The sequence below is a fragment of the Variovorax sp. efr-133-TYG-130 genome (genome assembly GCF_030208835.1).
GTDB lineage: Bacteria > Pseudomonadota > Gammaproteobacteria > Burkholderiales > Burkholderiaceae_C > Variovorax.
Window position 1 is genome coordinate 62,179 of record NZ_JARVTD010000013.1, and the last position, 25,717, is coordinate 87,895.

Sequence of the window (25,717 nt, forward strand, 5' to 3'; positions counted from 1 at the left end):
GCCATGCGGCGGCTGGCCGGCTGCGTCGCCGCGCTCGTCATCGCATGGCCGATGCTGGCGCTGTCCGAATTCAATCCGCGGGCGCTGTTGACCGGCGGCAATCTCGCGGTCATCGGCGGCTTCCTGGCGGGCTTCTTCCCGCCCGACGGTTCGCCGGCCTTTCTCGCGCTGCTCTTCAAGGCCACGCTCGAGACGCTGGCCATGGCCACAGCCGGCACCGCGCTGGCATTGCTGATCGGCGCGCCGCTGGGCTTCGTGACCACACGCGCCCTCTCCGTCTCGCGCATCGGCCCGGGCCCGGGGCGCGTGCGGGCCGGTATCGTGCGGCAGGCCGCGCGCTGGCTGCTGATGGTGCTGCGCGCCATTCCGGAGATCGTCTGGGCGCTGCTGTTCGTGCGCGTTTTCGGGCTCGGCCCCGCCGCGGGCGTGCTGGCGCTGGCCATCACCTACGGCGGCATGCTGGGCAAGGTCTACGCCGAGATCCTCGAATCGACCGACACGCGTCCGGCGCGCGCCCTGCTCGAAAGCGGCAGCGGCCGGCTCGCGGCGCTCTGCTACGGCCTGCTGCCGAACACCGCGCAGGAGTTGGCCTCCTACACCGTGTACCGCTGGGAATGCGCGGTGCGCGCGTCGGTGGTGATGGGTTTCGTCGGCGCGGGCGGGCTGGGGCAGCTGATGGACCAGTCGATGAAGATGCTCAACGGCGGCGAGGCCAGCAGCATCCTGCTGGTGTTCCTGGCGCTGGTGCTGCTGGCCGACCTGCTCAGCAATGCGCTGCGGAGGCTGCTGGCATGACGGCGAACCGCGCGCTGTTTCCTCCGCGCCCGCCGCCCTGCTGGCGCTGCCGCATCGCCTTGCTGCTGATCGGCGCGGCGGTGGTGGCGAGCTTTGCCTACCTGGGCATCGACTACCGCGCGCTGGGCTCCTCCGAGTCTCTCAGGCTCATGGGCAAGTTCATCGCCGAGTTCTTCCCGCCCGACCTGTCGCCCGACTTTCTCTCGAAGGTCGGCCATGGCGCGCTGCAGACGCTGGCGGTGTCGGCGCTCGGCACGGTGCTGGCGGCCGTTGCCGGCGCGGTGCTGGCGCTGCCGGCTTCGGGCCGCGCAGGCGGCGCCTTGCGCCACGGCTCGCGCTTCGTGCTGAACTTCCTGCGCAGCGTGCCTGAACTGGTATGGGCCGCGCTGATGGTGCTGGCCGCAGGCATCGGCCCCTTCGCGGGGGCGCTGGCGCTGGCCCTGCACACCACGGGCGTGCTGGGCCGGCTCTTCGCCGAGGCGCTGGAAAACGCGCCGCGCGAGCCGGAACATGCGCTGGCGCTCTCGGGCGCCAACCCCGTCACCGCCTTCAGCTACGCCAGCCTGCCCATCGTGCTGCCGCAGTGGGTGGCCTACGCGCTCTACCGCTGGGAAATGAACATCCGCATGGCCGCCGTGCTGGGCTTCGTGGGCGGGGGCGGGCTGGGGCAGTTGCTGTACTTCCACCTGTCGATCTTCCAGCAGCAGCAGGCAATGACCGTGCTCATCGCGATGTTCGTGCTGGTGACCTTTGTCGATTTTGCGAGCGCTCGCTTGCGCCGTGGCCTCGGACCTGCATACGCCTGACAATCGGGGCATGAGGTTCCCGCCATGAGTCATCGCCAGCCCGTGCGCGTCGCCGACCGCCACGCCTTCGACACGCTGATCGACGCCCGCTCACCGGCCGAGTTCGCGCTCGACCACATTCCCGGTGCCATCAACTGCCCGGTGCTGGACGACGAGGAGCGCCGCATCGTCGGCACCGTCTACGTGCAGACCGGCGCTTTCGAGGCGCGGCGCATCGGCGGCGCGATGGTCGCCGCCAACATCGCGCGGCACCTGCGCGAAACCCTGGCCGACCGGCCCGAGAACTGGAAGCCGCTGGTCTACTGCTGGCGCGGCGGCATGCGCAGCGGCTCCATGGTGACGTGGCTGCGCCTCGTCGGCTGGGACGCGCAGCAACTCGCGGGCGGCTACAAGAGCTTTCGCCGGCACGTCATTTCGCAGATCGACGCACTGACCCCGAAACTCGACCTGCGCGTGATCTGCGGCGCCACCGGCAGTGCGAAGACGCGCGTGCTGCATGCGCTTGCCGCGCGCGGCGCACAAGTGCTCGATCTGGAAGATTTCGCCAGCCACAAGGGCTCGCTGCTCGGTTCGCTGCCGGGCGTGCCGCAGCCTTCGCAGAAGCACTTCGAGACCCTGATCGCAGCGGTACTGGAAACCGTCGATCTCTCGCGCCCGCTGTATGTCGAGGGAGAGAGCATCCGCATCGGACGGCTGTCGCTGCCTTTGTCGCTGGTGGCGCGGATGCGCGCGGCGCCGTGCATTGAGGTGTGCGCTACGCCGGAAGCACGGCTGGCGTATCTGCTGCGCGACTACGCCTACCTGGGCGATGACCGCGACGCGCTGGCCGACAAGCTGGGAGCGCTGAAGGAACTGCAGGGCAAGGAGACAGTGGCGCGCTGGCAGCATTGGGCGCATGAAGGCGATCTGCCGCATCTGTTTGCGGAGCTGATGGCGCTGCATTACGACCCGCACTATGAGAAGTCGCAGGAGCTGCACTTTCGGGCGTGGGGGCGGCGCCGGAGCGTGGGTGTGGTTGATCTGTCGGATCAGGGGATTGGGGCTGTGGCTGAGGCGGTGTTGAGGTTGGGGTGAGGGCATGGTGCTGAGATCGGGGATGGATACGTCAGCAGGCACAAGAACAGGACAGGGCTCCTGCTCAGATGTTTTCATATTTTTTTAGATCGTATTTTTCAATCAATCTCAATGCTCTTTCTCTGAGCACGGCATCACCCTCGCTTTGCTTTAACAGTTCTTCGTTCAACCCCCTGGCGAATTCACCGTATGCGTAAAGTCCAGCATCTTCCTCGCCAGGATTACAGTCTCTATAGCTAATAACTACAAAATCAATGGGCAATGCCTTGCCCGTTTTGAGCGAAGGCAAAAAATCAATCTCAATACAAACTTCATGCCCCACTCCGCGCTCTGCATATAAAACATCCAGATTTAGTGCGATGCCAGGCATATCAAATCTATCGAGATCATCCCGAACAATTACCGACAAGGCAAATCCAAGAAGATCTTCTAATTTTTTACTGTCGCATGCAAATCTAAATTTATTCATGGCCACGAGGCACCTCCTGTTGGATAAGCTGTTCTGACATTGGGAATTCCGCCTGGACCTGCGCCAATGCCCACAGTCCATTTTAGACCGCCCACGTCAACGCTGACCGCCATCGGTCCGGTTGCACCGGAGGATATGTATTTATCAATGGCCAATTGACTGGCCGATTGGGCCATTTTTGTCATCTCTTTGTGAGGATATATTTTGGGGTCAAAAACAGTCTTGGTTGCAACACTTTGTCCAGGCAAACGATATTGCACTTGATAGATCCCATCCGTTCCGGCAATTTTTGTCGAACTTACAAGAACTCCATTGTTGGCTCTCAACGCCGTCTCGAAAGCGATCAAATCATGCGTGCCATAAATATTCTTCCCCGTTCCTGAATACGCTGCACGCCCTTCGTCAGTCAGGTGCGTGTCCAACGATGAATTACCAAGACGCACGGTGCCCGTAGCATGCGGCGTAGCACTTGCTGGTGGCGCGTAGCCATTGAATCCGATGCCTGGGGCATCTGCAGGGCGCGGACCGTTTCCTACCGGCAGGTTGCCGGGTCCATCTGCAACTCCACCACCTCCCGCTTCAGATTCACTGGACAACGTCCAATTGCCAGGCGCATACCCAAGTCGCCCTCCCGACGCAATTGGCGCCAAGACAGGAACGCAAGTCGGTGGGACTGCGCACCAAACCGTCGGCGCCATTCCGACTAAGACCGAACTGCCTCCCGCCGCAGGTGGCTCGCCACCGTTATCCAGGTCAGGCGGAGTATCCGGCGGGTTCGCCCCAGCCACCGCCAGTTGAAAGTCCCGAGCCAAAGCATTCCCAAGATAGCCAGCACCACTGGCCGCCCCTTGCATCCCGTCCTTGGCGTTGTGCAAAAGCGTGCTCGCGATGTCAATGGCGCCATCGGACCATCCGTACTCCGAGAACACCCCGGTCTTGAGCAGCAACTGTTGCTCATCCTTGTAGTCAGTCCCTCTGTTTTGCGAAGAGACCTTTGCAGCGTAGCCGGCGCTGTTCGGGTCCGCGCCTGCCGCGCACTTCAGAAGCGCGCACATCGCATCGGCCAGCTTTTTCTGATCGGCCTCGCCCTTGTTTTTCTGCAAGCGGGCGAGCGCATCTCGCTGTGCTGCGTTGGACTGGCGGTTGTTGACGTCGGCATTGAATGCAGTCGTCGCACCGGCCGCACCACCGGCCGTTGCACCTAATCCGACCGCCAAACCAGCGCCAACTGCCTCTTTGACGCCACTGGGCAGGTCGCGCGTCAGCTCATCGATGACCGGTGCCGCAGCCGACGCCAGCGCCGCGCCCACCGCCCCCTGCAGGTTGCCCGCAAGCCCGCCGACCAAGGCATGCGCCCACACGCGTGAAGCACCGCCTTCCTTCCAGTTTTCGTAGTTCTGCCGCTCCGCCGCGAGGGTGCTACCGGCGTTCGCCAAAGCCGCAGTCGCCTGCGCCCTTTGCTCGTCACTCGCGCCCGGATCGTTCAATACCTGCTGCGCCACCGAAGCCTGGAGTTGCGCCTGCTCGTATTTCCGGGTCTGACGTTCCGCGTACTCTCCGGCAGCTTTGGCGGCCTTCGGCATTGCAGCCTGCGTGATCTGCACTTGCGCCTGCACATCGGCGACCAGCTTGTCGGCATCCCATTTCTTCGTCAGCGCATTCGTGGTGTCCACGCCGGTGCGCACGCTCTGGTCACCCGCAATGCCGCTGATGCCGGCCTTGGTCACGCTCGATTGCGAGCCCGACGCGCTGCCCACGCCCGCACTGCCGCCTGAGCCCACCTTGAAGTCCGAGCCCGGGATGGGTTTCTTGTCTTCGCCCTTGGACTGCTGTCCTGAAACGCTCAGGCCCAGGCTCGCACCGCTGGCCTTGTAGCTGTCGAAGTTCTGGATGTCGCTGGTGGTGAGGCTGGCGGACTTGAACGTGTTTCTCGCGTTGTCCACTGCCGCCTGCGTGCTCTCGATCACCGCGCCCTTGAGGTAGGTGCGGCCCTTCACGTCGACGTCGAAGCCGCCGTCGCCCGCCTTGATGCCAGACTGCTCCTTCACGCTCGCGAAGTTGCCGCCGGCCTTGGCGCTGCTTGCGCTCACGCCTGCGCTCCACACGCCCACCCCCACGCTCAAGGAACCGCCCAGGCTCTGCTGCGTGCTGGCCGAGGTGCCGGTGTCTTGCAGGCTCTCGATCTTCAGGTCGCCGCCCACCTTGGCGGCCACACGGTCGGCTTCGATCACGCCGCCCTTGATGGTCATGTCGCCGCCGCTCGCGAGGTTCACCTTGTTGCCGGCGCTCACGCGGCTGTTGGTGTAGGTCGAATCGGTGCCGTCCGATTTGCCCCGGCTGGCGTTCGCGCCGACGTTGAACAGCAGGCCGCTGGTGCCGACGCTCACACCCACGCTGCCGCCGCTGCCCTTGTTGGTGCCATGCCGCTCGCTGGTGTTCTGGGCCGCGAGAACATCGATGCGGTTTTCCGCAGCGAGCGTCGCCGTGTCGCGCGCGACGATGTCGCTGCCTTGCACCAGGATGTTGCTGTCCTTGCCGCCGCCGATCGCGAGCAGGCTGACGTTCTTGCCCTCGATGCGGCTGCCGGCCGCGGTGTCGCTGGTTTCGGTGCGGTTGCTCTTGTTCTGGCTGCCGCCGAGGCTGATCGACAGGTTGACACCCATGGACTGCGCCGGATTGGTGAGACTGGCGTTGGCCAGGGCATCCGCCATGCCTTTGGCCTCGACGGCCATGGAGGCGGCACCCAGCGCCTGCATGCGTCCGCTGCTGGTTTGCTGGACGGCCTTGGCCGTGTTGCCGATGCTTTGCACCGCGCTGATGACGGGTGCGGTAAGCGCAATGGTCAGGCCACCGGTCTTCTGCTTCTGCTCGGTCTCGGTCCGGCTGGTTTCACGTGCCTCGCGGACCGCGATGCTCTTTGCGGCGATGGTCACGTCTCCGTCAGGAGCGACTACGTCGCTGCCGATCTGCGTGTACCGATTGCCGGCAATGAGCGTCGTGTTGCCGCCGATGCTGCCCACCGTGCTGCGCACCGCGCTGGTGTTCTCGCTTCGGGTGTCGGTACTCTGGCTGCGGCTGCCGATGGTGAAGCCGAAGCCGCCCGAGCCCATGAGTCCGGACTGGCTGGTGCCGCGATAGGCGCTCTCGGAGCGGCTGTCCTGCGCGGCCTCGACGGTGAGGTCGCGCCTGGCGACGATGGACGCATTCTTGTCGGCAATGATCTCGCTGCCCGACACGGTGACGTCCCGACCCGACACGATGATGTTGCGCCCGCCCAGCGAGCTGCCGGTGGCGGTGTCCTCGCGCGAACTGTCGCGCTGCGTGGTGGTCTTGCTGGAGAGAAAGCCTTTCTTTTTCGCTTCACTCGCGGAGTCGACCGAGACGGTGGCACGCCCGGTCTCGATGCGCACATCGCCTTCTCTGGCCTTCACTGCCAGGTCACCCTCGGCGTCGATGACGGATCCGCGGATGCGGATGTTGTTTCCGGCGTCGAGGGTCACATTGCCGCCGCCGGCAATCTGGCTGCCGACCTCCCGGCTGCTGCTCTGGCTGTAGAAGTTGCGCGGGCCGCTGCCTCGCTCCTGACGCTCCTCTTCCTTGACCGTCGAAACACTGATGTCCCGCCCGGCCTTCAGCAGCGTTCTGCCGTCCTTGCCGCTATTCGCGAGGATGGCGCCGGCAAGGCGGACGTCCCGCCCGGCCGAAGCCACGAGGATGCCTTCTGGATTATTCACATAGACCCCCGCCACGCGGTCGATGTTCGTCCGGCTGGTCAGCACTCCGGTCTGCGTGCGGGTGGTCGTCACGAGGTTGATGTCGTTGCCGGCCGTCAATGTCGCGGAGTCGCTGGCAGTGATGGTGCCGCCGATGTTGTCAAGGTCGGTCTTGGCGTGGATTCCAAGGTCGCCGCCCGCAATGCGGCCACCAAGGTTCCTGACGTTGTCCTTGTCTATCTTGACCAGCGTGCGCCCGGCGATGGTGCCTGTGTTGACCAGATCGCCATCGCCCTTGATGACGGTGGCGTCGGCACTCAGCAGTGCACCAGAGCCGTCGATGTCTCCGGGTCGCACGCGCACGTACAGCTGCGGCGCCAGTACTTGCCGGGTGACTCCCTCGGGCAGCGTCACCGTCTTCTCGACCAGCCAGACGATGTCACTGGTGAGCTGCGCCATCTGGACTTCCGACAGGCCGATGCCCGGCCGCAAGCCATGCTGCCGCGCGAAGGTGGCCCCGTTGTTCATCAGCGCCGTGTACTGCTCCTCGTCGTTGTAGTAGCCACCCAGGTAGCGATAGCCGGTGAGCTGCGCGACCTGCTCGCGAATGAGTTTCTGCTCGTAGAAGCCGTCGCCCAGGCGCTTGAGCGCGTTGCCGGGGTCTTGGCCGAGGTTGTTCAGCAGGTAGTCGCTGCTGAGCCAGTTCCGGTAGCCGGCGAAGCGCGGGTCGGCCTCGACGAGATAGCCGCGCGGCCCGCCATTCAGATTGAAAAGACTGGCTTGGGGAATATCGATGCGAGGCGAACTGGTGCGCACGACCATGGGCACGGTCTGGCCGGCACCCACCTTGGCGTTGCTTGCCTGGGTGATGGCGGCATCGACCGAGCGTCCTCCGGCATTCACGACGCCACCGACGTTGGCCGGCACCTCGACGATTGTCGCCACAGGGCTCGGGCCGCTCGCACCGGCGGAGCCCTTGCCCGCGTCGTATCCCTTGGTGGCGTTGAAGTTGCCTGTTTTCTCGTAGGCGCCCACATCCCTGCTCACTCTCGACACGGGTTCGATGACATCCGGCTGCCGCCGGGTGGCGCGCCAATGGACGATGGAGCCGGTCTGCGTGGTGACCTCCCCCTGTAGCGCCTCGTTCCTGATGCCGGGCGCGTCCAGCACAGCGCCGGCGGTGATCCGGCTGTCGCGGTTCAGCCCGTTGCCAATGAGGGTCATGTCCCTGCCGGCGACGATGGCGGCCGGGTCGGCGTCGATGGCCGTATCGGTCGTCGTGAGAACGGTTTTGTCCCAAAGTCCCCAGACATGGCCATTGGCTGGCCTCCAGCTTCCATCGGGGTTGCGCAGCAAGAGGTTGGCCTTGCCCGGGGTGTAGACAACATCCTCCGGCTTGAAGTGGCCGATGCCTTCCACGCCGATGGTTCTGGAGAACACCTGGGTCGTCGTCTTCGGCCCGAGCTTGATGCGCGTGTCCAGGTTGTCGATGCGCCTCATCGAGACAGTCATGTCACCCAGCGACTCGATGCGCGCGCTCAGGTTTTCCAGGGCACTGCCGCTGGTCGCGGCTTCGCGGTTGCCGTCGAGCCCGCCGCCGATGTTCAGTGCCTTCGCGCCCGTTCCAGCGCTGAAGATCAGCGCGTGCTCGCGGTTGCGGACGATGTCGGCACCGATGTTCAGCGACTCGCGTGCCGCGATGGTCGCGGCCTTGGCGATGCCATTGACGGTTTCAGCAGAGTTGTCGAGCGTGCCCACCGCAGCGGACACCGCGTTGCCGTAGATGCGGCCCGTGCCGATGTTGTGCAGCGTGCCCGCGTCGATCTGTGTCGCGCCCTGGCTGTCTATCAAGCCTCGATTGGTCAGTGTCGTCGCCGCCTTCACTGCGGTGTCCCTGCCCGACATCTCGGCGTCCGCCGCGTTGTCGATGACGCTTGCATCGACCGTGAGCTTGCGCCCTGCCGACAACTTCGTGTTGTTGGTGAACTTGCCGGCGGTGCTGAAGTTCAGGTTTCCATCGACGTCCATCTTCGTGTTGTTCGTGACGTCCTGCACGAGCGCAACGTTCAGGTCGTTGGCGGAGGCAATCCGGCCGTCGCCGCTGAAGGACTTCGCGTCGATGAACACGCCGCCGACACCACTGCGCATCTTGCCGTCCGCACCGGGCGCAGCAGGTATCCCGCCCTTGAGCACGCCATCGGTGTTGGTGATGGCCAGGCCCCTGGCCGCGGAGTTGCCCGCGTTCCGATCCTTGACGTCAAGCGCCTCCACGGCGGCGATCCGCCCCGAGATGTTGTTCAGTTCCGCCCCGCCAAGAACCGTGACGTTCCTTGCTTCGATGCCTTGCTCGTCGCCTGAGGTGTTGGCATTGACGACGCTGCCGGCACCGAGCCGGGCCGCTCCGTTCGCGCGGATCAATCCGCCGGTGTTGTCGATCGCTCCATCGCCGGCATCGAGGGCCAGGCTGCCCACGGCCAGCGTCTTGCCGCCGGCGTTGGTGAACGCCTGGGTTTCGGCAATCAACGCCCCCTTCGAGTCGATGGAACCAGCCGTGTTCTTGACTTCGCCCGTCTTCAGGATGAGCGTGCCGCCGCTCGTGATGCCTCCGGCCAAATCCGCCGGTGGAGTCCGGTAGCCGGCCGCGTTGGTGTTGACGAGGACCCGGCCGTTGGTGTCGATGCGCAGCGACTCGCCCGACTGGATCAAGCCCGAGTCGTTGTTCAAGGCGCCGGATCGCAGCACGAGCGCTCCCGATGCGGCGATGGTGCCCTTGGCGCCGTTGTCGAGGTCCCCGCCGCGTGTATCGACCGACAGCGAGCGCCCCAAGATCTTGCCGGCGCGATTGCTCAATGAACCGGCCTCGATGCTGATCTGCCTGGCTTCAGTACGGCCGTTGTCTTGCTCGAAACCGTTCTTCAGGTCGATGGCGAGAGCGCCATTGCCGGCGATGCGGCCGCTGGCTCCGCTGAAGCTGCCACCCGCGATGCGCAAGGTGCCGGTGCGCGCATGCTCGCCCGCATGCTCGACCACGCCGCCGGCATTTCCCAGCCTGGCAGCACTCAGCGTCAGGTCGCGGCCGTTGCTGGCAATGAGCCCGCCATCGTTGTTCAGGATGCCGGAGACGGCCAGCGTGGTGGCCTCGGCACCGGTCTGCACGATCTCGCCGCCGCGGGTGTTGGCGATGTTCGATGCCCGCAGATTAAGCCGGCCGGCATTGAGTACGCCGGCGTCGTTGAGCAAGGCCTGGTCCGCCTGTGCGTTGGCAGTGATGCTCAAGGCGCCCGGCGTCACCACCTTCGCCTTGTCGCTGGTTTTCACGTTGCCCTGCGTCGCAGTCACCGAGATGTTCGCCGCGCCGGTCTGGCTTCCCGAGAGGTCGACGCTCGCGCCTCGCAGCGTTGCGTCGCCTACAGCCAGGTTCACGCCATTTGCAACCAGCGAACCCGAGGCTGCGACGCTCAGTTCACCTGCAAGGCCCGGCTTGCCGTCGCCTTGAACGCCGGCACCGAGCAAGCTGCCGCCGCTTGACGCCAGGCTGCCAGCCGTGATCGCGGTGTTGCCGCCGGCGGTGATGCCGCCGTCATTGACAAGCGCACCAGCGACAGCGAGTCTGATGTCGTTGCCCGCGCGGATCGCCCCGCTGTTGCGCAGCACGCCCGCGTCGAGCGACAGCCCTTCATTTGCAACCAGCGTACCGGCGCTGTTGTCGACGGCCTTCGCCACATTGGCAGTCAGTCGACCAACCGCCGTGATGATCCCGCGCGTGTTGTCGGCCCGGCCGCCGGCGGCGAGGCTCGCATCGCCGGCGCTGGTGAGCGTGCCGCCCACGTTGATCAGGTCGCCGCTGGTGGAGATCTGCAGGCTGCCCGCATTGAGCTTGCCGCCTGTGTTGTCGAACTGGCCGACGTTCGCGCTGAAGCTTCGGCTGACGTCGAGCGTGCCACCCGCGTTGCTGAACCTGGCACCGGTCACGGCCATGGTCGCCACGCTGAGAGTGCCTCCCGTGTTGTCGATCTGCGGCGTCTTGAGCGTGATCGGGCCGCCGGCGTAGATGCGGCCGCCGTCGTTCCGGACCGTGCCTGCGGCGGTGATGGCGCCAGGTGCCCCGGCGAGGACGGAAGACACACCGCCCTCACCCGCTGCCGGCGCAAAAGGCTCCGCGCCGATCGCGCCCCCATTCGTATTGCTGAGCACCGGCGAATCAATCGTGAGACCGGCCATGCTCGTCTGCCGGACGGTGCCGCCGCGGTTGTCGATGTCCGCGCCGCTGGTGAGCTGAACCCGCGCGCCTTCGAGCGTCCCGGTGTTTTCCAGTCGCCCCTGCGCCGTGACGACAAGGCCGCCCGCACCCGCGCCGACGTTGCCCGCGTTGCGCACACCAAGTCCCGTCTCGGTGCCGATGAGCGTGATCTTCCGGGCGTACATGCCGCCCAGCGCGGCAACGTCGAGCGCAAAGGCAGGCGCGGGCCCGTTGCCCGCGATGGGCGCAGCGCTGCCGTGATCGCCGCTGACCTGGTTGGCGCCCGCGACCACCTGGAGCTCGTTCGCCCAGATGCCCGCATTGACCTGCACGGCCCGCGCAAGGATCGCCGCATAGTCCGTCTTGCCGGCGTCGAGCCCGGCGCCTTCGACGCTCACCATGCCATCGCGCACGAGAAACCCGTCGAGCCCGCCCAGCGCACTGAGCTGCGGCACGCCGGTGGTCAGGGTCGCGCGCGATGCGTTGATGAAGCCGCCGCCATCCACGGAGATGCCCGCCGGATTGGCGATGATCACCTCCGCGCGCTGCCCGCCCACCTCGACGTGGCCACGCAACTGCGTCGGGTTGCCGCCATTGATCTCGTTGAGGATGACGCGCGCCGGACCTCTCGCGAGCCACGGGTTGCCCTGGACGAAGCCACCGAGCTGCGTCTGCACGTTCACCCGGCTGTTGTTCAGGATGGCGCCGTTGCGCATCACGTCGAACTGGTTGTAGACGTTGCGGCTCACGCCCGCGGCCGAGGGCGTCTGGATGTTGACCAGCGGCACGCCGTTGGGGGCGACGAGTACGGTCGGCCGAAGATGCCCGGGGACGTTGGGCGCCCCGACGATCTGTGCCCGAACGGCGCCTGCGAGCGACAGGCCGAAGAGCGCGACTGCGGCCACGGTGCCTTTGGAGGCACCCTTGCCGATGCTGGTGGCCGTTTCCTGAACCACCATGCGCATGCCGCGCGCGGCGTTGAAGATGATCCGGTGAAGATGCCTGTTCATTTTTTTCTCTCCCTGGTGGCTTGGCAATTCGGCCTCTGAATGAAGCCGGCAATGACCGCCGCGACGCGGTCACTCCGGCTCCGTGCTCACGATCTCAAGCGCAGCGGAATTTCGCGACGCCCATGTACCGCGCGCCGGAAGGAAGGGTGGCCGAATAACCCACGGCAATCGCATAGGCACCGCTGCCGTGATCGCCCAGCGTGATGCCGGCGCCCGCACCCGCACTCAGGAAGCTGCCGGTCACGGACGTGCTGGATGGGGACTTGACCTTGGTATCGAAATTCACCGTGCCGACGGCGTCGCCGACCGTCACCTTCACCGCGCCCTTGACGGCAGCGCCTTCGCTGCCGAATGCCAGCGTCGAAGATCCGCTGGCCGCGCCGCTGTTGGCAGCGGCGCCGCTGCCGCCGCCCACATAGGTGGGATTGGTGAAGACGCCCGCATCGCAGGTGGGGCTTCCGCTCTCAGGCAGGGTCTTCAGCTCGTTCAGTGCAAGGTAGTGATACGCACGGTTGTCGCCGCCAGTGAGGGTTTCCGCGCCCGAACTGCGCGTGACGGTGCCGGCGGTCCAACGGCCGATCGCGAAGTTCGCGTCACCGTTGATTTCCTTCGTCGCGCTCGACCCCGTCAGCGTGTTGTCGTTCAGGCGGGTCATCACGCCGCTGGCCGCCTGCTCGCTTTGCGACAGCACACCGAACGACTGCGCACCCACACCCAGCAGCAGGTAGCGCGCGCGCTCGCCGCGAGCGAACGGTGTGGAGACGGAGCCGGAATCGACTGCTGCGGGCGCTGCTGCAGCCGCTTCTGCGGTCGCCGACGGAGCAACGGCTGGAATGGCGCCCATCGGCATGCCGCCGCCTCCACCGCCGCTGCCTCCACCGCAAGCGTGAAGCAGGCCAAGTGACAGCAATGAGAACGAAAAGAGAATCTTGTTTTTCATGGGATCTTGTGTGATGTGATTGCGATTGATTGGGTGATGCGATGTAGCTTTTTCTCTGTTGCGCCTTCCTCCTCAAAAGCTGAAGTTGAGGTTGAACCCCGTCGTGACCCCGGCCGTGCGATAACCCTCGGGCTTGCTGATCGGAGCACCGATGAAGACGTCGTAGTTCAGCCCCTGCCATGCACCACGCACGCCGATCACGCCGCCCGCCAGGTGATTTCCGAGCAGCCATGCGACCGACCTCCCGGCCACGCGGCCGTAGTCGATGCCCGCATAGAGCTCGGCCCCGCCCTGGCCCACGGCCCAACCGACGTCGTTGCGCAGCAGCCAACCCCGCTCGCCGAGCAGGCTGGTCTCGCCGTCGAAGCCGCGCACGGTGTAGCGCCCGCCGATGCCGAAGCGTTCTTGCGGCGTGAGCTGGGTCTGGTTCCACTGCGCTCGCCACTGGCCGGCATAGCGCAGCTTCTGCTCGCCGAGCTTGAAAGGCAGGTTGAGGCTCACGTCTGCCGTCATGAGCCGGAAGCGGCTGGTGCCCTCGTCGAAGGCCTCTTCGGGTGCCCGCTTGGCACCGAAGGCGCCGGTGCCCTGGCGCAAGGCGAAGGTGCCGTCCAGCGTGGCTTCGCCGATGAACTCCTTGTGGCTCAGGCTGGCCTCCCAGCCGCCGACCACGCGGTGCTGGTTCTCGATCTGGGTGTCGTCGATGAAGCTGCGCGACTCGCGGCGAAAGGCGCGGATCGCAACGGTGGTCTTGCGCCGCTGGTCGCGGTAGACCAGGCGCGATAGCCTCACTTCGGCGTTGTCGGCCTTGCCTGCATAGATGTAGTCCTGGTTCAGGCCGGCCACGGTTTGCCGGTAGCGGCTGTTCGAAGCGGTGAAGCCGAGTTGCCAGTAGCCCCAGGGCAGCGAGTAGTGAGCGGTCTGGCCCTCCGTGCCGCGGCGCGGGTTGCTCAGGACGTGCCCGTCCACGCTGTGATTGGCACTGACGTAAAAAAGATCATTGAGGCCGAAGAGGTTGTCGGCCGAGACCGTGGCGCCTGCCTGGTACCTGCCGGTGGCTTCGGTGCCGCTGTCGTCCAGGCTCAGGGTGCCGCGCAGCATGCGGGCCTGCGTGTACTTGACGACCAGATCGCTGTCGCCCGGCCGGGCGTCGGGCGCGGTCGAAGACTCGATCTGGATATCGGCTTCGGCGGTGGGTGTGCGCTTGAGGTTCTCCAGGCCCTGCTCGATGTCACGCAGGTTGAGCAGGTCACCAGGATGCGCAGGAATCGCGCTTTCGAGCAGCAGACGATTGCCGCCGAAGCGAGTGCTCGAATCCGCAGTGGCGCGGACGGCGGCGATGCGTCCGGGAACCAGTGTGAAGGTCAGCAGCCCGGTGGACAGGTCCTGCGGCGCCGCCAGCACACGGGTGGTGACGAAGCCCCTTGCGATGATCGCCTGCTGGAGCCGCGCCATGACGGTATTGACGCCCTGCGTGCCCAGGCAGCGGCCAAGCGGGCTGTCGTTCGCATCCGGGCCCGCGGCGGCATCCAGCGCCCACTGGAAGTCCGCGGAACGCTCGCCAGACAGGGCGAGACGTTCGACGCGAAAGCACGGCGACTCTGACTCGGCCAACCGGCCCGAATCTTTTTGCGTCGATTGCCGAAGATGGCTGTCGACCGACTTCTCCTGCTGCTCCCGCAGGGCTCGCTCACGCTGCTGCTGGCGCAGTTGCTCTACGAAAGGATGGGGTGCCGAAGGGTTGGCTTGAGCCAGAGCGCCTGACGCAGCACCCAGCCACAGGCAAGCGACAGAAACTGCGCGCAGTGATGGCGGCGCGAGAAAGCGTGATCGAAGGAGCATGACAACCCGGACGAATGCAACGAGGAATACGTTGCGGGGCGCGGATTGTCATGTCGCATTTGGCTGCACATTTGTGGCCAAAAGTGACTTGCAGAATTCCTGGAGATTTCCTGGAGATTTCGTTAGATATGCAACACCGTTGCGCTGCTCAACGGCATTGGAATTAACAGGATTCGACCACTTGTTATCAGCGCGCGATGGTCGGGCGCTCGCGGCACTTCAGTTGCCGGGGCTCAGCCCATCGGCATAAAGCACCCCACGCGGCGCCCGGCACAACCCCCAGAAGCGCAGGCCGCTGAGTTCGGCCATGCGCACGCCCATCGAGGTCGGCGCGGAGATGGTCGCCATCGCGGCGATGCCCAGGCGCGCGCATTTGCGCACGAGTTCGTGGCTGCCGCGGCTGGACATCAGCACGAAGCCCGGCTCCTCGAGCCGCCCCGCCAGCGCGAGCTTGCCGAGCAGCTTGTCGAGCGCGTTGTGGCGCCCGACGTCTTCCATCAGATCGGTGAGCTCGCCGTCGACCGTCGCCCACGCTGCAGCGTGGATTGCGCCGGCTTCGGCGTTGAGTGTCTGGCGCGGCGGCATGGCGGCGAAGGCGCGAAGCACTGTCGCCAGGTCGATGCGTTCGATCCAGTCGCGTGGCGGCACACGCTGCGGCGTGAGGTCAAGCCCCGCGAAGCTCTCGACGCCGCACACGCCGCAGCCGGTGCGGCCCGCGAGGCTGCGGCGGCGGTCTTTCAGGCGCTCGAAGCTGCGTGTGGAGATCTCCAGTTGCACTTCGATGCCGGGCATGCCTTGGGGCAAGCCGGCATCGGAGGCATCGATCGTCCGCAAGTCGATGCCCCGGCAATCGGCTGCTGCGTCGAGGATGCCTTCGCTCAGCGCGAAGCCGAGCGCGAAGGCTTCGAGGTCTTGCGGCGTGGCCATCATCACCGCGTGCGAGACGCCGTTGAACACCAGCGCCACCGGCACCTCGGACGCCAGCGTGTCGTCGCGCACCACGCCCTCGGGCGCGAGGCCGCGCTCGCCGAAGACATGCACCGCGTGCCGCGCGAGTGGCGGCAGGGAATCGGATTCGTTGATGGGGTCGTCTTGCATGCCGCGGCCATTGTCCGCTCAGCCGGGGTTTTCGTCAGCCGGCAGGGCGTCGACCCGTGCGCGCCCGGCGTCGGTGAGGTGCGCGACCCAGCGGTCGTCCAGCTGCACCACGCGCACCCAGCCGGGGCCGCGCACGCCGCCGATGGCGGCATCGCCCATCAGGGTGAGCTGGCGCATGACCACGCTCGCGCCCTGCCCCAGCCGCTTGCCCAGGCGCGGCAGCGACATCCCGCCCTCGCCCGGCGCATCGGCAAGGGCGCGCAGGATGGCGATGGAGAAGGAATCGGCGTCGAAGGAAGCGGCGGTCATGCCGCCACGGTATCAGCGTCTGACGGGGCCGGAGCAGGCGCCACATGCAACGACAGCACCACGGGAATGGACTTGGAGGTCGGCGTGCCCGCGTTCTCGGCCACCGACGACAACGGCACCAGCGGATTGGTCTCGGGATAGTAGGCCGCGAGGTTGCCGCGAGGGATGTCGTAGGCCACCAGCCTGAAGCGGTCGGCGCGGCGCTCCTGGCCGTCGCTCCACACGGTCTGGATGTCGACCCAGTCGCCGTCCTTCATGCCCAGCTGGCGGATGTCTTCCTTGTTGATGAAGACCACGCGGCGCTGGCCGAACACGCCGCGGTAGCGGTCGTCCATGCCGTAGATGGTGGTGTTGTACTGGTCGTGCGAGCGCGTGGTGAGCAGCGTGAAGACGATGGTGTCGCCCTTCTTCACGAAGCGCGCGCGGGCGCGGTGCGAATGGGTGTCCAGCGGCACCGCGTGCGTGAAGAAAACGGCTTTCTTCGACGCGGTGTTCCACACCCGCTCGCTCGCAGTGTTGCGCAGGCGGAAGCCGCCGGGGTGCGCCACGCGCGTGTTGAAGTCCTTGAAGTCGTCGAACACGGCTTCGATCTTGTCTCGGATGCGCGCGTAGTCTTCCACCAGCCAGAGCCACGGCGTCCTGCTGCGCGCGCCGATGGTGACGGCCGCCAGGCGCGCCACGATGGCCGGCTCGGACAGCAGGTGCTCCGACGCGGGCGGGTTGATGCCCATCGAGATGTGCACCATGCTCATCGAGTCTTCCACCGTCACGCCCTGGGGGCCGTTGGCCTGCATGTCGATCTCGGTGCGGCCCAGGCACGGAAGAATGATCGCCTCGCGCCCGTGGATCACGTGGCTGCGGTTGAGCTTGGTGGTCACGTGCACCGTGAGGTCGCACTGCTGCAGGCCCTTCCAGGTCTGGTAGGTGTCGGGCGTGGCGGCCGCGAAGTTGCCGCCGAGCGCGAAGAACACCTTGCCCTTGCCGTCGAGCATGAGCCGGATGGCCTCGACGGTGTCGACGCCGTTCTGGCGCGGCGGCTCGAAGCCGAACACCTGCTGCAGCCGGTCGAGCAGCGCGGCCGGCGGCTTTTCCCAGATGCCCATGGTGCGATCGCCCTGCACGTTGCTGTGCCCGCGCACCGGGCAGGCGCCCGCGCCCTCGCGCCCCATGTGGCCGCAGAGCATGAGCCAGTTGCCGATCATCTGGATGGTGGCCACCGAATGCTGGTGCTGCGTGATGCCCATGCCCCAGCAGGCGATGACCCGCCTGGCGCCCAGGTACACGTCGGCGGCGGCGCGGATCTGCGCCTCGCTCAGGCCCGACTCGCGCACCAGGATGTCCCACGACTCGGCGCGCAGGTCGGCCGCCAGCGACTCGAAGCCGACGGTGTGGGCGGCGATGAATTCATGGTCGAGCACCGAGGGCTCGCCGCGCGCCACGGCCGCGTCCTCGCGCTCGATGACGTGCTTCATCATTCCCTTGATGGCGGCGAAGTCGCCGCCCACGCGCAGCTGGAAGTAGTGCGTGCTGATGGGCGTGGAGCCCATGGTCGCCATCTCGAGCTTGTCCTGCGGATCGGCAAAGCGCTCCAGGCCGCGCTCGCGCAGCGGGTTGAAGCTCACGATGCGCGCGCCGCGCCTGGAAGCCGCGCGCAGCTCGCCCAGCATGCGCGGATGGTTGGTGCCGGGGTTCTGGCCGAAGATGAAGATCGCGTCGGCCTTCTCGAAGTCGTCGAGGGTGACCGTGCCCTTGCCCACGCCGAGCTGCGGGCGCATGCCGCTGCCGCTGGGCTCGTGGCACATGTTCGAGCAATCGGGGAAATTGTTGGTGCCGTATTCGCGCACGAACAGCTGGTACAGGAAGGCGGCCTCGTTGCTCGCGCGGCCCGACGTGTAGAAGATGGCCTGGTTCGGGTCGGGCAGCGCGTTCAGGTGCTGCGCGATGCGCGCGAAGGCGTCGTCCCATTCGATGGGCACGTACTTGTCGCTGCCCGCGTCGTAGGCCATGGGGTGCGTCAGGCGCCCCTGGTCCTCGAGCCAGAAATCGCTCTGCTGGGCCAGTTCGGCCACGGTGTGCTTCGCGAACAGTTCGGGGCCGGCGCGGCGCGCGGTGGCTTCGGCGGCCACGGCCTTGACGCCGTTCTCGCAGAACTCGAAGGTGGAGGCGTGGTTGCGGTCGGGCCAGGCGCAGCCGGGGCAGTCGAAGCCGTCGGGCTGGTTGGCCGACAGCAGCGTCTTCGCACCCTTGATGGGAATGTCCTGCCGCAGCAGTGCATTCGTGACGCTGCGCAAAGCGCCCCACCCGCCGGCGGGGCCCTTGTAAAACTCGATCTTCTGCTCGCTCATGCCGGGAGTGTTCGCGCGCGGGGGCCCGCCGTCAAATTGGATCGGCATATGCAGCGATTCAAAATGGAAATGAAGCGAGGCCTCAGGCGCCGCGCGCGTCCTGCATCAGCAACCCGCGCAGCTTGCTGCGCAGCGGCGTCTCTTCGACAACCTGCGCGCCTGCGATGTCATGCAGCGCGAATTCGCGGCTTTCGGCGTTGTGCAGATCGATTTCGCGCACCACCTGGCCGTCCCTGTAGACGAAGGCCACGTCGGCCAGCGCGAGCACGTCCTCGATGTCGTGGGTGATCATGAGCACCGGAATGCCCCACTGCTTGCGCACCTGGGCCAGTTCGTTGCGCAGTTCGCTGCGCAGCATGGGGTTGAGCGCGGCGAAGGGCTCGTCGAGCAGCAGCACCTGCGGCTCGCAGGCCAGCGCGCGCGCCAGCGCCACGCGCTGCTGCTGGCCGCCCGAGAGGTTGCGCGGGCGGCTGTCGGCCAGCGCCGCAAGGCCGAAGCTCTCCAGCAGCGCCTGCACGCGCTCGGCATCCTTTGCGGACGGCTTGCGGCGGTGCCACGCGGTCAGGCCGAAGCCGACGTTCTGGCGCACCGTGAGGTGCGGGAACAGCGCGTAGTCCTGGAAGAGGTAGCCGATGCGGCGTTCCGGCGCGGGCACGTCGATGCCCCGGGCCGCGTCGTACAGCGTGCGGCCGTCGAGCCGCACATGGCCGGCCGACGGCTGCAGAAGCCCCGCGATGGCCTGCAGCGTGAGCGACTTGCCCGCGCCCGACGGGCCGTAGAGCGCGGCAAAGGGCACGTCGGTCTGAAAGCGCACGGCCAGGTCGAAGCGGCGTGCCCCGTCCTGCACCGAGAGCTTCAGATCGACGTCGATCATGGCTTGCCGAAACCGTAGCGCGTGAGCACTTCCTGCGCGGCGGGCGTCGACAGGAACGCGATGAAGTCGCCGGCCAGCGGCTTCTGCCTGCTGTCGGCCACCACGGCGATCGGATAGGTCACCGGCGTGTGGCCGGTGGGCGTGAAGGCGACCCTGACCTTGTTGCCGGCCACGGCCGCGTCGGTGCGGTAGACGAAGCCGGCCTCGACCTCGCCGCGGCTCACGTAGTCGAGCACCTGGCGCACGCTGTCGGCCTGCACGAACTTGGGCTCGAGCGTGGTCCACAGGTTGGCGCCGTCGAGCACCTGCTTGGTGTAGCGGCCGACCGGCACGGTCGCGACCTTGCCCACGGCGATCTTCTTGACGCTCGCGCCGCCCAGGTCCTGCAGGGTCTTCACGCCCACGGCGCCCGTGGCGGGCTCGATCAGCACCAGGCTGTTGGTGACGAAGTCCTTTCGCGTGGCGGCGTCGATGGCTTTCTGCTCGACGCCGCGGTTCATCGTTTCCTGGTCGGCGCTGGCGAACACGTCCACCGGCGCGCCCTGCCCGATCTGCTGCAGCAGCACGCCCGAGGCCGCGAAGTTGAAGCGCACGGTGGCGCCCGGCTTGGCGGCCTCGAACTTGGGGCCGATTTCCTTGAATGCGTCGGTCAGGCTGGCGGCGGCGGACACGGTGATCTGCTGCGCGCCCGCAACCAGCGGCAAGGCGAGCGCAAGAACCAACGACAGAAGGCGAAACGGACGCATGGACAACTCCAGATGGTTGAAACGAAATCAGCGAAGAGAAAAGAAGCGGTTCGACAGCACCAGCACGGTGATAGACAGCAGCGAAGTCACGATGACCAGCAGCAGCGCGAGATCGTCATGCCCCGCCTGCACCGCGTCGTAGATGGCCATGGACAGCGTCTGGGTCTGCTTGGGAATGGAGCCGGCCACCATCAGCGAGGCACCGAACTCGCCCATGGCGCGCGCGAAGGCCAGCAGCGTGCCGGCCAGGATGCCGGGCCACGCCAGCGGCAGCGTGACGCGCAGGAAAACGGAGAACGGCGATTGCCGCAGCGTGCTGGCCGCCGCCTCGAGCGAGCGGTCCACCCCGGCGAACGCGGCGCTGGCCGACTTGAGCACCAGCGGCAGCGCCACCACGGCGGACGCCACCACGGCAGCGTGCCAGCTGAAGATGATGGTGTAGTCGAGGTGCTCGCGCAGCCATGCGCCCAGCGGACTGCGGCGCCCGGCCGCCACCAGGATGGCATAGCCGATGACGGTGGGCGGCAGCACCAGCGGCAGCATGAACACGGCCTCGAGCACGCTGCTGCCGAAGAACTTCTTGCGGGCGAAGATCCAGCCCAGCGCCACGCCGGCGACAAGCGCCAGCACGGTGGCCACGGCGGCGACCTTGAGCGACAGCACCAGCGGGAACCAGTCGGTCGAGGCGATGAGTGAATTCGTCGTGTTCATTGGAATACGGCGGAGATTGTTGCACGCGCAGCCGCAAGGTTGTCACGGGGGTGCGCAAAGAGACGAGTCTTCATATACTGGTGGATATAGCGTTGGAGACCCTGGAACCCATGCGCCCATCCGCCCACGACACCGTTGTCCGTTCGATCTCCGGCAGGCCGGAGCTTCGCCACGTGACGCAGGTGCAGGAGTGGCGCATCGAGCGCGCCATGGACGCCGCCGGCTTCGTGCTGTCCATCACCGCGCCCGACGGCGAGAGCCAGTCTTTCCTGGTGGCCGAGGCCGACGCCAACGACATCGGCGAAGTATTGCGCCGCAATGCAGCGCATGCTGCGCCCTGATCAGCCGATCCTGTCGCCGGATCGCGTGCCTGGCAGCTGATCGGGCCCGGCCCCGAACCAGCCGGCGCGCTCGAGGGTCTCGGGCTTCATGGCGCGAGCAGACGCGTCAGCGCGCGAATGTCGGCCGATGCGGCGAGGCGCGCGGCGTTCTCGATGGCCCGGTAGTGCTTGACGATTTCCTCGCCCACCGGCGTCAGCGCCGTGCCCCCGCCGCGCGAGCCGCCGGCGGCGGTGTTCACGGCCGGCGAGACCAGCGCCTTGTTCATCTCGTCGATCAGCATCCAGGCGCGGCGGTACGACATGCCGAGCAAGCGGGCCGCCGCGGAAATCGACCCCGTCTCGGCCACGGCCTCGAGCACCGCGATCTTGCCGGGGCCGATGGCAATGGCGTCGTCCCGGTAGATGCGCAGGCGGAACTGGACTTTGGATTTCATGTTGGCGCGAAGCGTAAACCAATGCGGAGCGCCATTGTCTGCCCGGTGCGAGCCGCCCAAGCGCGGCGGCGTCGCCCGGACAGCCGCGGTCAGTTGAAGAACTTGGCCGCGCTCACCAGCGTCTTGTAGACGCCCCAGGCCAGCGGAATGCCCACCGCCACCCAGGCCAGCGCCACCACCAGCGGGCTCACCGTGTCGGCACGGCCAGAGCCGCTGCCGACTTCGGCCGCGGAGGCCTTCTCGTGCGCCAGCTTCTTCTCGACCGCCAGTTCGGCGTCGGTCATGAAGTGCTTGTCGGCCACCGGGCGCACCAGCAGGTTGGCGATGAAGCCGATCACCAGCATGCCCACCAGGATGTACATGGTCTGGTTGTAGACCTGCTCGCGCGGCAGGCCCAGGCCCAGCTGGTATTCGCGCATGTAGTTCACCACCACCGGGCCGAGGATGCCCGCGGTGGCCCACGCGGTAAGCAGGCGGCCATGGATGGCGCCCACGAACTGCGTGCCGAACAGGTCGGCCAGGTAGGCCGGCACGGTGGCGAAGCCGCCGCCGTACATCGACACGATCACGCAGCATGCGCCCACGAACAGCAGCTTGCTGCCCGCGCCGGCCGACGAGGGAATGCTCGCGTACAAGACTGCGCCGAGCACGAAGAACACCGTGTAGGTGAGCTTGCGGCCCAGCTTGTCCGACAGGCTCGCCCACACAAAGCGCCCGCCGATGTTGAACAGCGACAGCAGCGCCGTGAAGCCGCCCGCCACCACCGCGATGGCCGCCAGCTGGGTCTTGTCGAGCTGGCCGTACTTGGCCGGCAGGTCGATCAGCGCGCCGCCGAACACTTCCTGCAGCATCGGAGAAGCCATGCCGATCACGCCGATGCCGGCGCTCACGTTCATGCACAGCACCAGCCACACGAGCCAGAACTGCGGAATGCCCCAGACCTTCTTCACGTGCACGTGGCGCTGCGTGATCATGGTGTTGCTGGTCTGCGCCGGGGGCGGCGTCCAGCCTTCGGGCTTCCAGCCCGAGGGCGGCACGCGGTAGCCCAGCGCGCCGGCCATCATGAAGACGAAGTAGCCGATGGCCATGACCACGAAGGTCTGCATCACGCCCACGTCGGTGGTGGTGGAGAAGCGCTTCATCAGGTCGACCGCCAGCGGCGAGCCGATCATCGCGCCGCCGCCGAAGCCCATGATGGCCATGCCGGTCGCCATGCCGCGGCGGTCGGGGAACCACTTGATCAGCGTGCTCACCGGGGAGATGTAGCCCAGGCCCAGCCCGATGCCGCCGATCACGCCCGAGCCGAGGATCATCAGCCAGAACTGGTGCAGGTGGATGCCCAGTGCCGACAGCAGCATGCCGCCGCACCAGCAAAGCGCCGACACCACGCCGGCCTTGCGCGGACCCGCCCGTTCGAGCCAGCCGCCCCACAGTGCCGCGGAGCAGCCCAGGAAGACGAAGAACAGCGTGTACATCCAGCCGAGCGTGGCCACGCGCCAGTCGCAGTTGGTGGCGAACAGCTCCGCGAAGAAACTCATGTCCTTGGCACAGGCCTGTGCGCCGGTGCCGGCAGTGCCCAGCGCCTTCGACAGCGGCAGCCAGAACACCGAGAAGCCGTAGGCCATGCCGATGCACAGGTGGATGGCCAGTGCGGCCGGGGGTACCAGCCAGCGGTTGAAACCGGGGCCCGCGATGATGCGTTCTTTTTCCAGGAAGCCGGGTTGCCGTTGCGATCCGCCTCCACCGATGCGCTCTCCTTCAAGAACGCCTGCAGATGATCCTGCCATGTTTCTCCTTGTTCGCCTGATGTGTAATTTGTTGCCGAATGTTGGCCGCGGAGTGTGAGTGAGCGCTTCATGCGCCGTCAAATTCGATCAGCGCATGCCCCGATTCAATTTTTGAATGATCGATGCGCTAGGCGCCGAGCGTGCCGCTGTGCTGCTGCACCTGTGCCTGCCACTCGGGCGTTTGCAGGAAAGCCCGTGCGGCGTCGAGCGCGCGCGAACTTCGCACGCCGTCCTGCGTCATGAAGCCGATGGGCGTGCGCACCTCGGGCGACACTAGCGGCAGCGCTTCCAGCTCGCGGTGGCTGCGCACCGCCGCCACCATCGCGCCCGGCAGCACGCTGCTGACCGTGCCGACGCTCACCGCCAGCGCGAGCGTCAGCACCGAGTTGGTCTCGATGGCCGGCGCCGCCGGCACGCCGGCCTCGCGCAGCGCCTGATCGATGATGGCGCGGTTGTGCATGTCGGGCGTGAGCAGGCACAGCGGCAGCTTGCCGGCCTCGGCCCACGGCATGGGCTTGCCGATGCGCAGATGGTCGGCCGACGCCTTCTTCGCGCGCCGCAGCAGGAAGTAGTGTTCGATGCTCTGCGGCCAGGCCTTGAGCTTGATGCCCGGCAGGTGCATGCGCTCGGTGTAGCCGAGCGCGAGGTCGACCGACAGGCTTTCGAGCCCGGTCTCCAGCTCCTGCGAACTCATCGACAGCACCGCGGGCACGATGCCCGGATGCCGCTGCTGCAGCATGGCCGCAAAGCGCGACAGCATGGGAATGGCCGTGGGCACGGCCGCCATGCTCAGCCGGCCGTGCGGGTCGCCCTGCGTGCTGCGCAGCTCCTGCACCAGCACGTCGTTCTCGCGCAGCATGCGCTGCGCGGTGGCCAGCACGCGCTCGCCTTCGTGCGTGAGGCCCACGTACACCCGGGCCCGCTTGACGATGACGACGCCGAACTCGCTTTCCAGCGCGCGCAGCGCGTTGGAAAGGGCCGGCTGGGTGATGTGGCAGGCCTGCGCGGCGCGGCCGAAGTGCTTGTGCTCGCTGAGCGCAACCAGATAGCGCATCGAGGCGAGCAGGTTCATGCCTAGGTGTTCTTGCTGATCGAGATGGTGGGGAACTTGGAGGAAAAGTCCTTCGCCTTCTCGGCGATGCCCACGGCCACGCGGCGCGCCACGGCCTTGTAGATGCCCGCCACGTCGCCTTCGGGGTCGGACACCACCGTCGGCGAGCCGCTGTCGGCCTGCAGACGGATCTTGATGTCCAGCGGCAGCGCGCCGAGGTATTCCATCTGGTATTCGGCCGCCATCTTCTTGCCGCCGTCGGCGCCGAAGATGTGTTCGGCATGGCCGCAGTTCGAGCAGATGTGCACTGCCATGTTCTCGACGATGCCCAGGATCGGCACGCCCACCTTCTCGAACATCTTGATGCCCTTCTTGGCGTCGAGCAGCGCGATGTCCTGCGGCGTGGTGACGATCACCGCGCCCGTCATCGGCACCCGCTGGCTCAGCGTGAGCTGGATGTCGCCGGTGCCCGGCGGCATGTCGACGATCAGGTAGTCCAGGTCTTTCCAGTTGGTCTGGCGCAGCAGCTGCTCCAGCGCCTGCGTGGCCATGGGGCCGCGCCAGATCATGGCCTGGTCCTGGTCGACCAGGAAGCCGATCGACATGACCTCCACGCCGTGGCGTTCCATGGGTTCCATGGTCTTGCCGTCGGCGCTGTCGGGGCGGCCTTCGATGCCCATCATCATGGGCTGGCTCGGGCCGTAGATGTCGGCATCGAGCAGGCCCACGGTGGCGCCTTCGGCGGCCAGCGCCAGCGCCAGATTGGCGGCCGTGGTGCTCTTGCCCACGCCGCCCTTGCCCGAGGCCACCGCGATGATGTTCTTGACGTTGGGCATCAGCTGCACGCCGCGCTGCACCGCGTGGCTGATGACCTTGGTGACGATGTTGACCGACACGTTCTCCACGCCCGGCACCGTCTTGGCAGCCGCCACCAGCGCCTTGCGGATGGCCGCGTGCTGGCTTTTGGCGGGGTAGCCGAGCTCGATGTCGAAGGACACGTCGCCCTCCGAGACCTGGAGGTTTCTGAGCGACCGGCTCGCCACGAATTCCTTGCCGGTGTTAGGGTCCGCGACGGCCTTGAGCGCGTCCGTCAGCCCTTCTGGGGTGAGTGCCATTGATCAAACTCCTGAATGGC

At 66.6% G+C, this 25,717-nt stretch carries 18 protein-coding genes; 4 read left to right on the forward strand and 14 right to left on the reverse strand.

Annotated features, from left to right (window positions below; all coding sequences use genetic code 11):
• Positions 1–3: 3 nt before the first annotated feature.
• From QRN67_RS17210 to mnmH, 3 genes are read left to right on the forward strand one after another with little or no spacing between them, the layout of a single operon-like run.
• The gene (locus QRN67_RS17210; RefSeq protein ID WP_285412866.1) at positions 4–795 is read left to right on the forward strand and encodes a PhnE/PtxC family ABC transporter permease; all 792 of its coding nucleotides are present in this window, start codon (positions 4–6) and stop codon (positions 793–795) included.
• A complete protein-coding gene (gene phnE / locus QRN67_RS17215) occupies positions 792–1,601 on the forward strand; it encodes a phosphonate ABC transporter, permease protein PhnE (protein WP_285412808.1) in 810 nt (269 codons plus the stop codon). The genes QRN67_RS17210 and phnE overlap by 4 nt, the downstream gene beginning before the upstream one ends.
• Positions 1,602–1,625: 24 nt before the next feature.
• Entirely contained in the window at positions 1,626–2,675 is a 1,050-nt protein-coding gene (gene mnmH / locus QRN67_RS17220) for a tRNA 2-selenouridine(34) synthase MnmH (protein WP_285412809.1), read from the forward strand.
• 64 nt (positions 2,676–2,739) lie between these two features.
• Here mnmH and QRN67_RS17225 read toward each other — a convergent pair whose 3' ends face one another.
• The 10 genes from QRN67_RS17225 to modB form a co-directional block, all read right to left on the reverse strand.
• Positions 2,740–3,150, reverse strand: coding sequence for a hypothetical protein (locus QRN67_RS17225; protein WP_285412810.1), 411 nt, complete (start codon positions 3,148–3,150; stop codon positions 2,740–2,742).
• Positions 3,141–12,107, reverse strand: coding sequence for a hemagglutinin repeat-containing protein (locus QRN67_RS17230; protein ID WP_285412811.1), 8,967 nt, complete (start codon positions 12,105–12,107; stop codon positions 3,141–3,143). The genes QRN67_RS17225 and QRN67_RS17230 overlap by 10 nt, the downstream gene beginning before the upstream one ends.
• A gap of 94 nt (positions 12,108–12,201) precedes the next feature.
• Positions 12,202–13,047, reverse strand: coding sequence for a hypothetical protein (locus tag QRN67_RS17235; protein ID WP_285412812.1), 846 nt, complete (start codon positions 13,045–13,047; stop codon positions 12,202–12,204).
• A gap of 72 nt (positions 13,048–13,119) precedes the next feature.
• Positions 13,120–14,886, reverse strand: coding sequence for a ShlB/FhaC/HecB family hemolysin secretion/activation protein (locus QRN67_RS17240; protein WP_285412814.1), 1,767 nt, complete (start codon positions 14,884–14,886; stop codon positions 13,120–13,122).
• A 219-nt stretch (positions 14,887–15,105) separates the two neighbouring features.
• Positions 15,106–15,984: a formate dehydrogenase accessory sulfurtransferase FdhD gene (gene fdhD / locus QRN67_RS17245; protein WP_285412815.1), complete on the reverse strand. Its 879-nt coding sequence runs from the start codon at positions 15,982–15,984 to the stop codon at positions 15,106–15,108.
• A gap of 18 nt (positions 15,985–16,002) precedes the next feature.
• Positions 16,003–16,293 carry a hypothetical protein gene (locus QRN67_RS17250; RefSeq protein WP_285412816.1) on the reverse strand — a complete coding sequence of 97 codons (291 nt, stop codon included), beginning with the start codon at positions 16,291–16,293 and terminating at the stop codon, positions 16,003–16,005.
• The gene (locus tag QRN67_RS17255; protein ID WP_285412818.1) at positions 16,290–18,638 is read right to left on the reverse strand and encodes an FdhF/YdeP family oxidoreductase; all 2,349 of its coding nucleotides are present in this window, start codon (positions 18,636–18,638) and stop codon (positions 16,290–16,292) included. Before QRN67_RS17255 ends, QRN67_RS17250 begins: the two co-directional genes overlap by 4 nt.
• Positions 18,639–18,720: 82 nt before the next feature.
• Positions 18,721–19,512, reverse strand: coding sequence for an ABC transporter ATP-binding protein (locus tag QRN67_RS17260; protein ID WP_285412819.1), 792 nt, complete (start codon positions 19,510–19,512; stop codon positions 18,721–18,723).
• The gene (gene modA / locus QRN67_RS17265; RefSeq protein WP_285412820.1) at positions 19,509–20,258 is read right to left on the reverse strand and encodes a molybdate ABC transporter substrate-binding protein; all 750 of its coding nucleotides are present in this window, start codon (positions 20,256–20,258) and stop codon (positions 19,509–19,511) included. The genes QRN67_RS17260 and modA overlap by 4 nt, the downstream gene beginning before the upstream one ends.
• 27 nt (positions 20,259–20,285) lie before the next feature.
• Positions 20,286–20,969 (reverse strand): molybdate ABC transporter permease subunit, encoded by a 684-nt coding sequence (gene modB, locus QRN67_RS17270; protein WP_285412821.1) that lies wholly within the window; start codon positions 20,967–20,969, stop codon positions 20,286–20,288.
• A gap of 110 nt (positions 20,970–21,079) precedes the next feature.
• Here modB and QRN67_RS17275 point away from each other — a divergent pair, with 110 nt between their 5' ends.
• On the forward strand, positions 21,080–21,310 hold the full coding sequence (locus QRN67_RS17275; RefSeq protein WP_106937705.1) for a hypothetical protein: 231 nt from the start codon (positions 21,080–21,082) through the stop codon (positions 21,308–21,310).
• An 86-nt stretch (positions 21,311–21,396) separates the two neighbouring features.
• Here the strand turns inward: QRN67_RS17275 and QRN67_RS17280 are convergent, their stop codons facing one another.
• The 4 genes from QRN67_RS17280 to apbC form a co-directional block, all read right to left on the reverse strand.
• Positions 21,397–21,744, reverse strand: a complete 348-nt coding sequence (locus tag QRN67_RS17280) for a winged helix-turn-helix domain-containing protein (RefSeq protein WP_081265964.1) — start codon at positions 21,742–21,744, stop codon at positions 21,397–21,399.
• A gap of 89 nt (positions 21,745–21,833) precedes the next feature.
• A complete protein-coding gene (locus QRN67_RS17285) occupies positions 21,834–23,531 on the reverse strand; it encodes an OFA family MFS transporter (protein ID WP_081265965.1) in 1,698 nt (565 codons plus the stop codon).
• Between the two features lie 127 nt (positions 23,532–23,658).
• Positions 23,659–24,603, reverse strand: a complete 945-nt coding sequence (locus QRN67_RS17290; protein ID WP_285412823.1) for a LysR substrate-binding domain-containing protein — start codon at positions 24,601–24,603, stop codon at positions 23,659–23,661.
• A gap of 2 nt (positions 24,604–24,605) precedes the next feature.
• On the reverse strand, positions 24,606–25,697 hold the full coding sequence (gene apbC / locus QRN67_RS17295) for an iron-sulfur cluster carrier protein ApbC (protein ID WP_285412824.1): 1,092 nt from the start codon (positions 25,695–25,697) through the stop codon (positions 24,606–24,608).
• Positions 25,698–25,717: the final 20 nt, after the last annotated feature.

Coding starts and splice junctions, on each gene's coding strand:
- QRN67_RS17210 (WP_285412866.1), top strand. CDS start 4: ATGCGGCGGCTGGCCGGCTGCGTCGCCGCGCTCGTCATCGCATGGCCG.
- phnE (WP_285412808.1), top strand. CDS start 792: ATGACGGCGAACCGCGCGCTGTTTCCTCCGCGCCCGCCGCCCTGCTGG.
- mnmH (WP_285412809.1), top strand. CDS start 1,626: ATGAGTCATCGCCAGCCCGTGCGCGTCGCCGACCGCCACGCCTTCGAC.
- QRN67_RS17230 (WP_285412811.1), bottom strand. CDS start 12,107: ATGAACAGGCATCTTCACCGGATCATCTTCAACGCCGCGCGCGGCATG.
- QRN67_RS17235 (WP_285412812.1), bottom strand. CDS start 13,047: ATGAAAAACAAGATTCTCTTTTCGTTCTCATTGCTGTCACTTGGCCTG.
- QRN67_RS17240 (WP_285412814.1), bottom strand. CDS start 14,886: ATGCTCCTTCGATCACGCTTTCTCGCGCCGCCATCACTGCGCGCAGTT.
- fdhD (WP_285412815.1), bottom strand. CDS start 15,984: ATGCAAGACGACCCCATCAACGAATCCGATTCCCTGCCGCCACTCGCG.
- QRN67_RS17250 (WP_285412816.1), bottom strand. CDS start 16,293: ATGACCGCCGCTTCCTTCGACGCCGATTCCTTCTCCATCGCCATCCTG.
- QRN67_RS17255 (WP_285412818.1), bottom strand. CDS start 18,638: ATGAGCGAGCAGAAGATCGAGTTTTACAAGGGCCCCGCCGGCGGGTGG.
- QRN67_RS17260 (WP_285412819.1), bottom strand. CDS start 19,512: ATGATCGACGTCGATCTGAAGCTCTCGGTGCAGGACGGGGCACGCCGC.
- modA (WP_285412820.1), bottom strand. CDS start 20,258: ATGCGTCCGTTTCGCCTTCTGTCGTTGGTTCTTGCGCTCGCCTTGCCG.
- modB (WP_285412821.1), bottom strand. CDS start 20,969: ATGAACACGACGAATTCACTCATCGCCTCGACCGACTGGTTCCCGCTG.
- QRN67_RS17275 (WP_106937705.1), top strand. CDS start 21,080: ATGCGCCCATCCGCCCACGACACCGTTGTCCGTTCGATCTCCGGCAGG.
- QRN67_RS17280 (WP_081265964.1), bottom strand. CDS start 21,744: ATGAAATCCAAAGTCCAGTTCCGCCTGCGCATCTACCGGGACGACGCC.
- QRN67_RS17285 (WP_081265965.1), bottom strand. CDS start 23,531: ATGGCAGGATCATCTGCAGGCGTTCTTGAAGGAGAGCGCATCGGTGGA.
- QRN67_RS17290 (WP_285412823.1), bottom strand. CDS start 24,603: ATGAACCTGCTCGCCTCGATGCGCTATCTGGTTGCGCTCAGCGAGCAC.
- apbC (WP_285412824.1), bottom strand. CDS start 25,697: ATGGCACTCACCCCAGAAGGGCTGACGGACGCGCTCAAGGCCGTCGCG.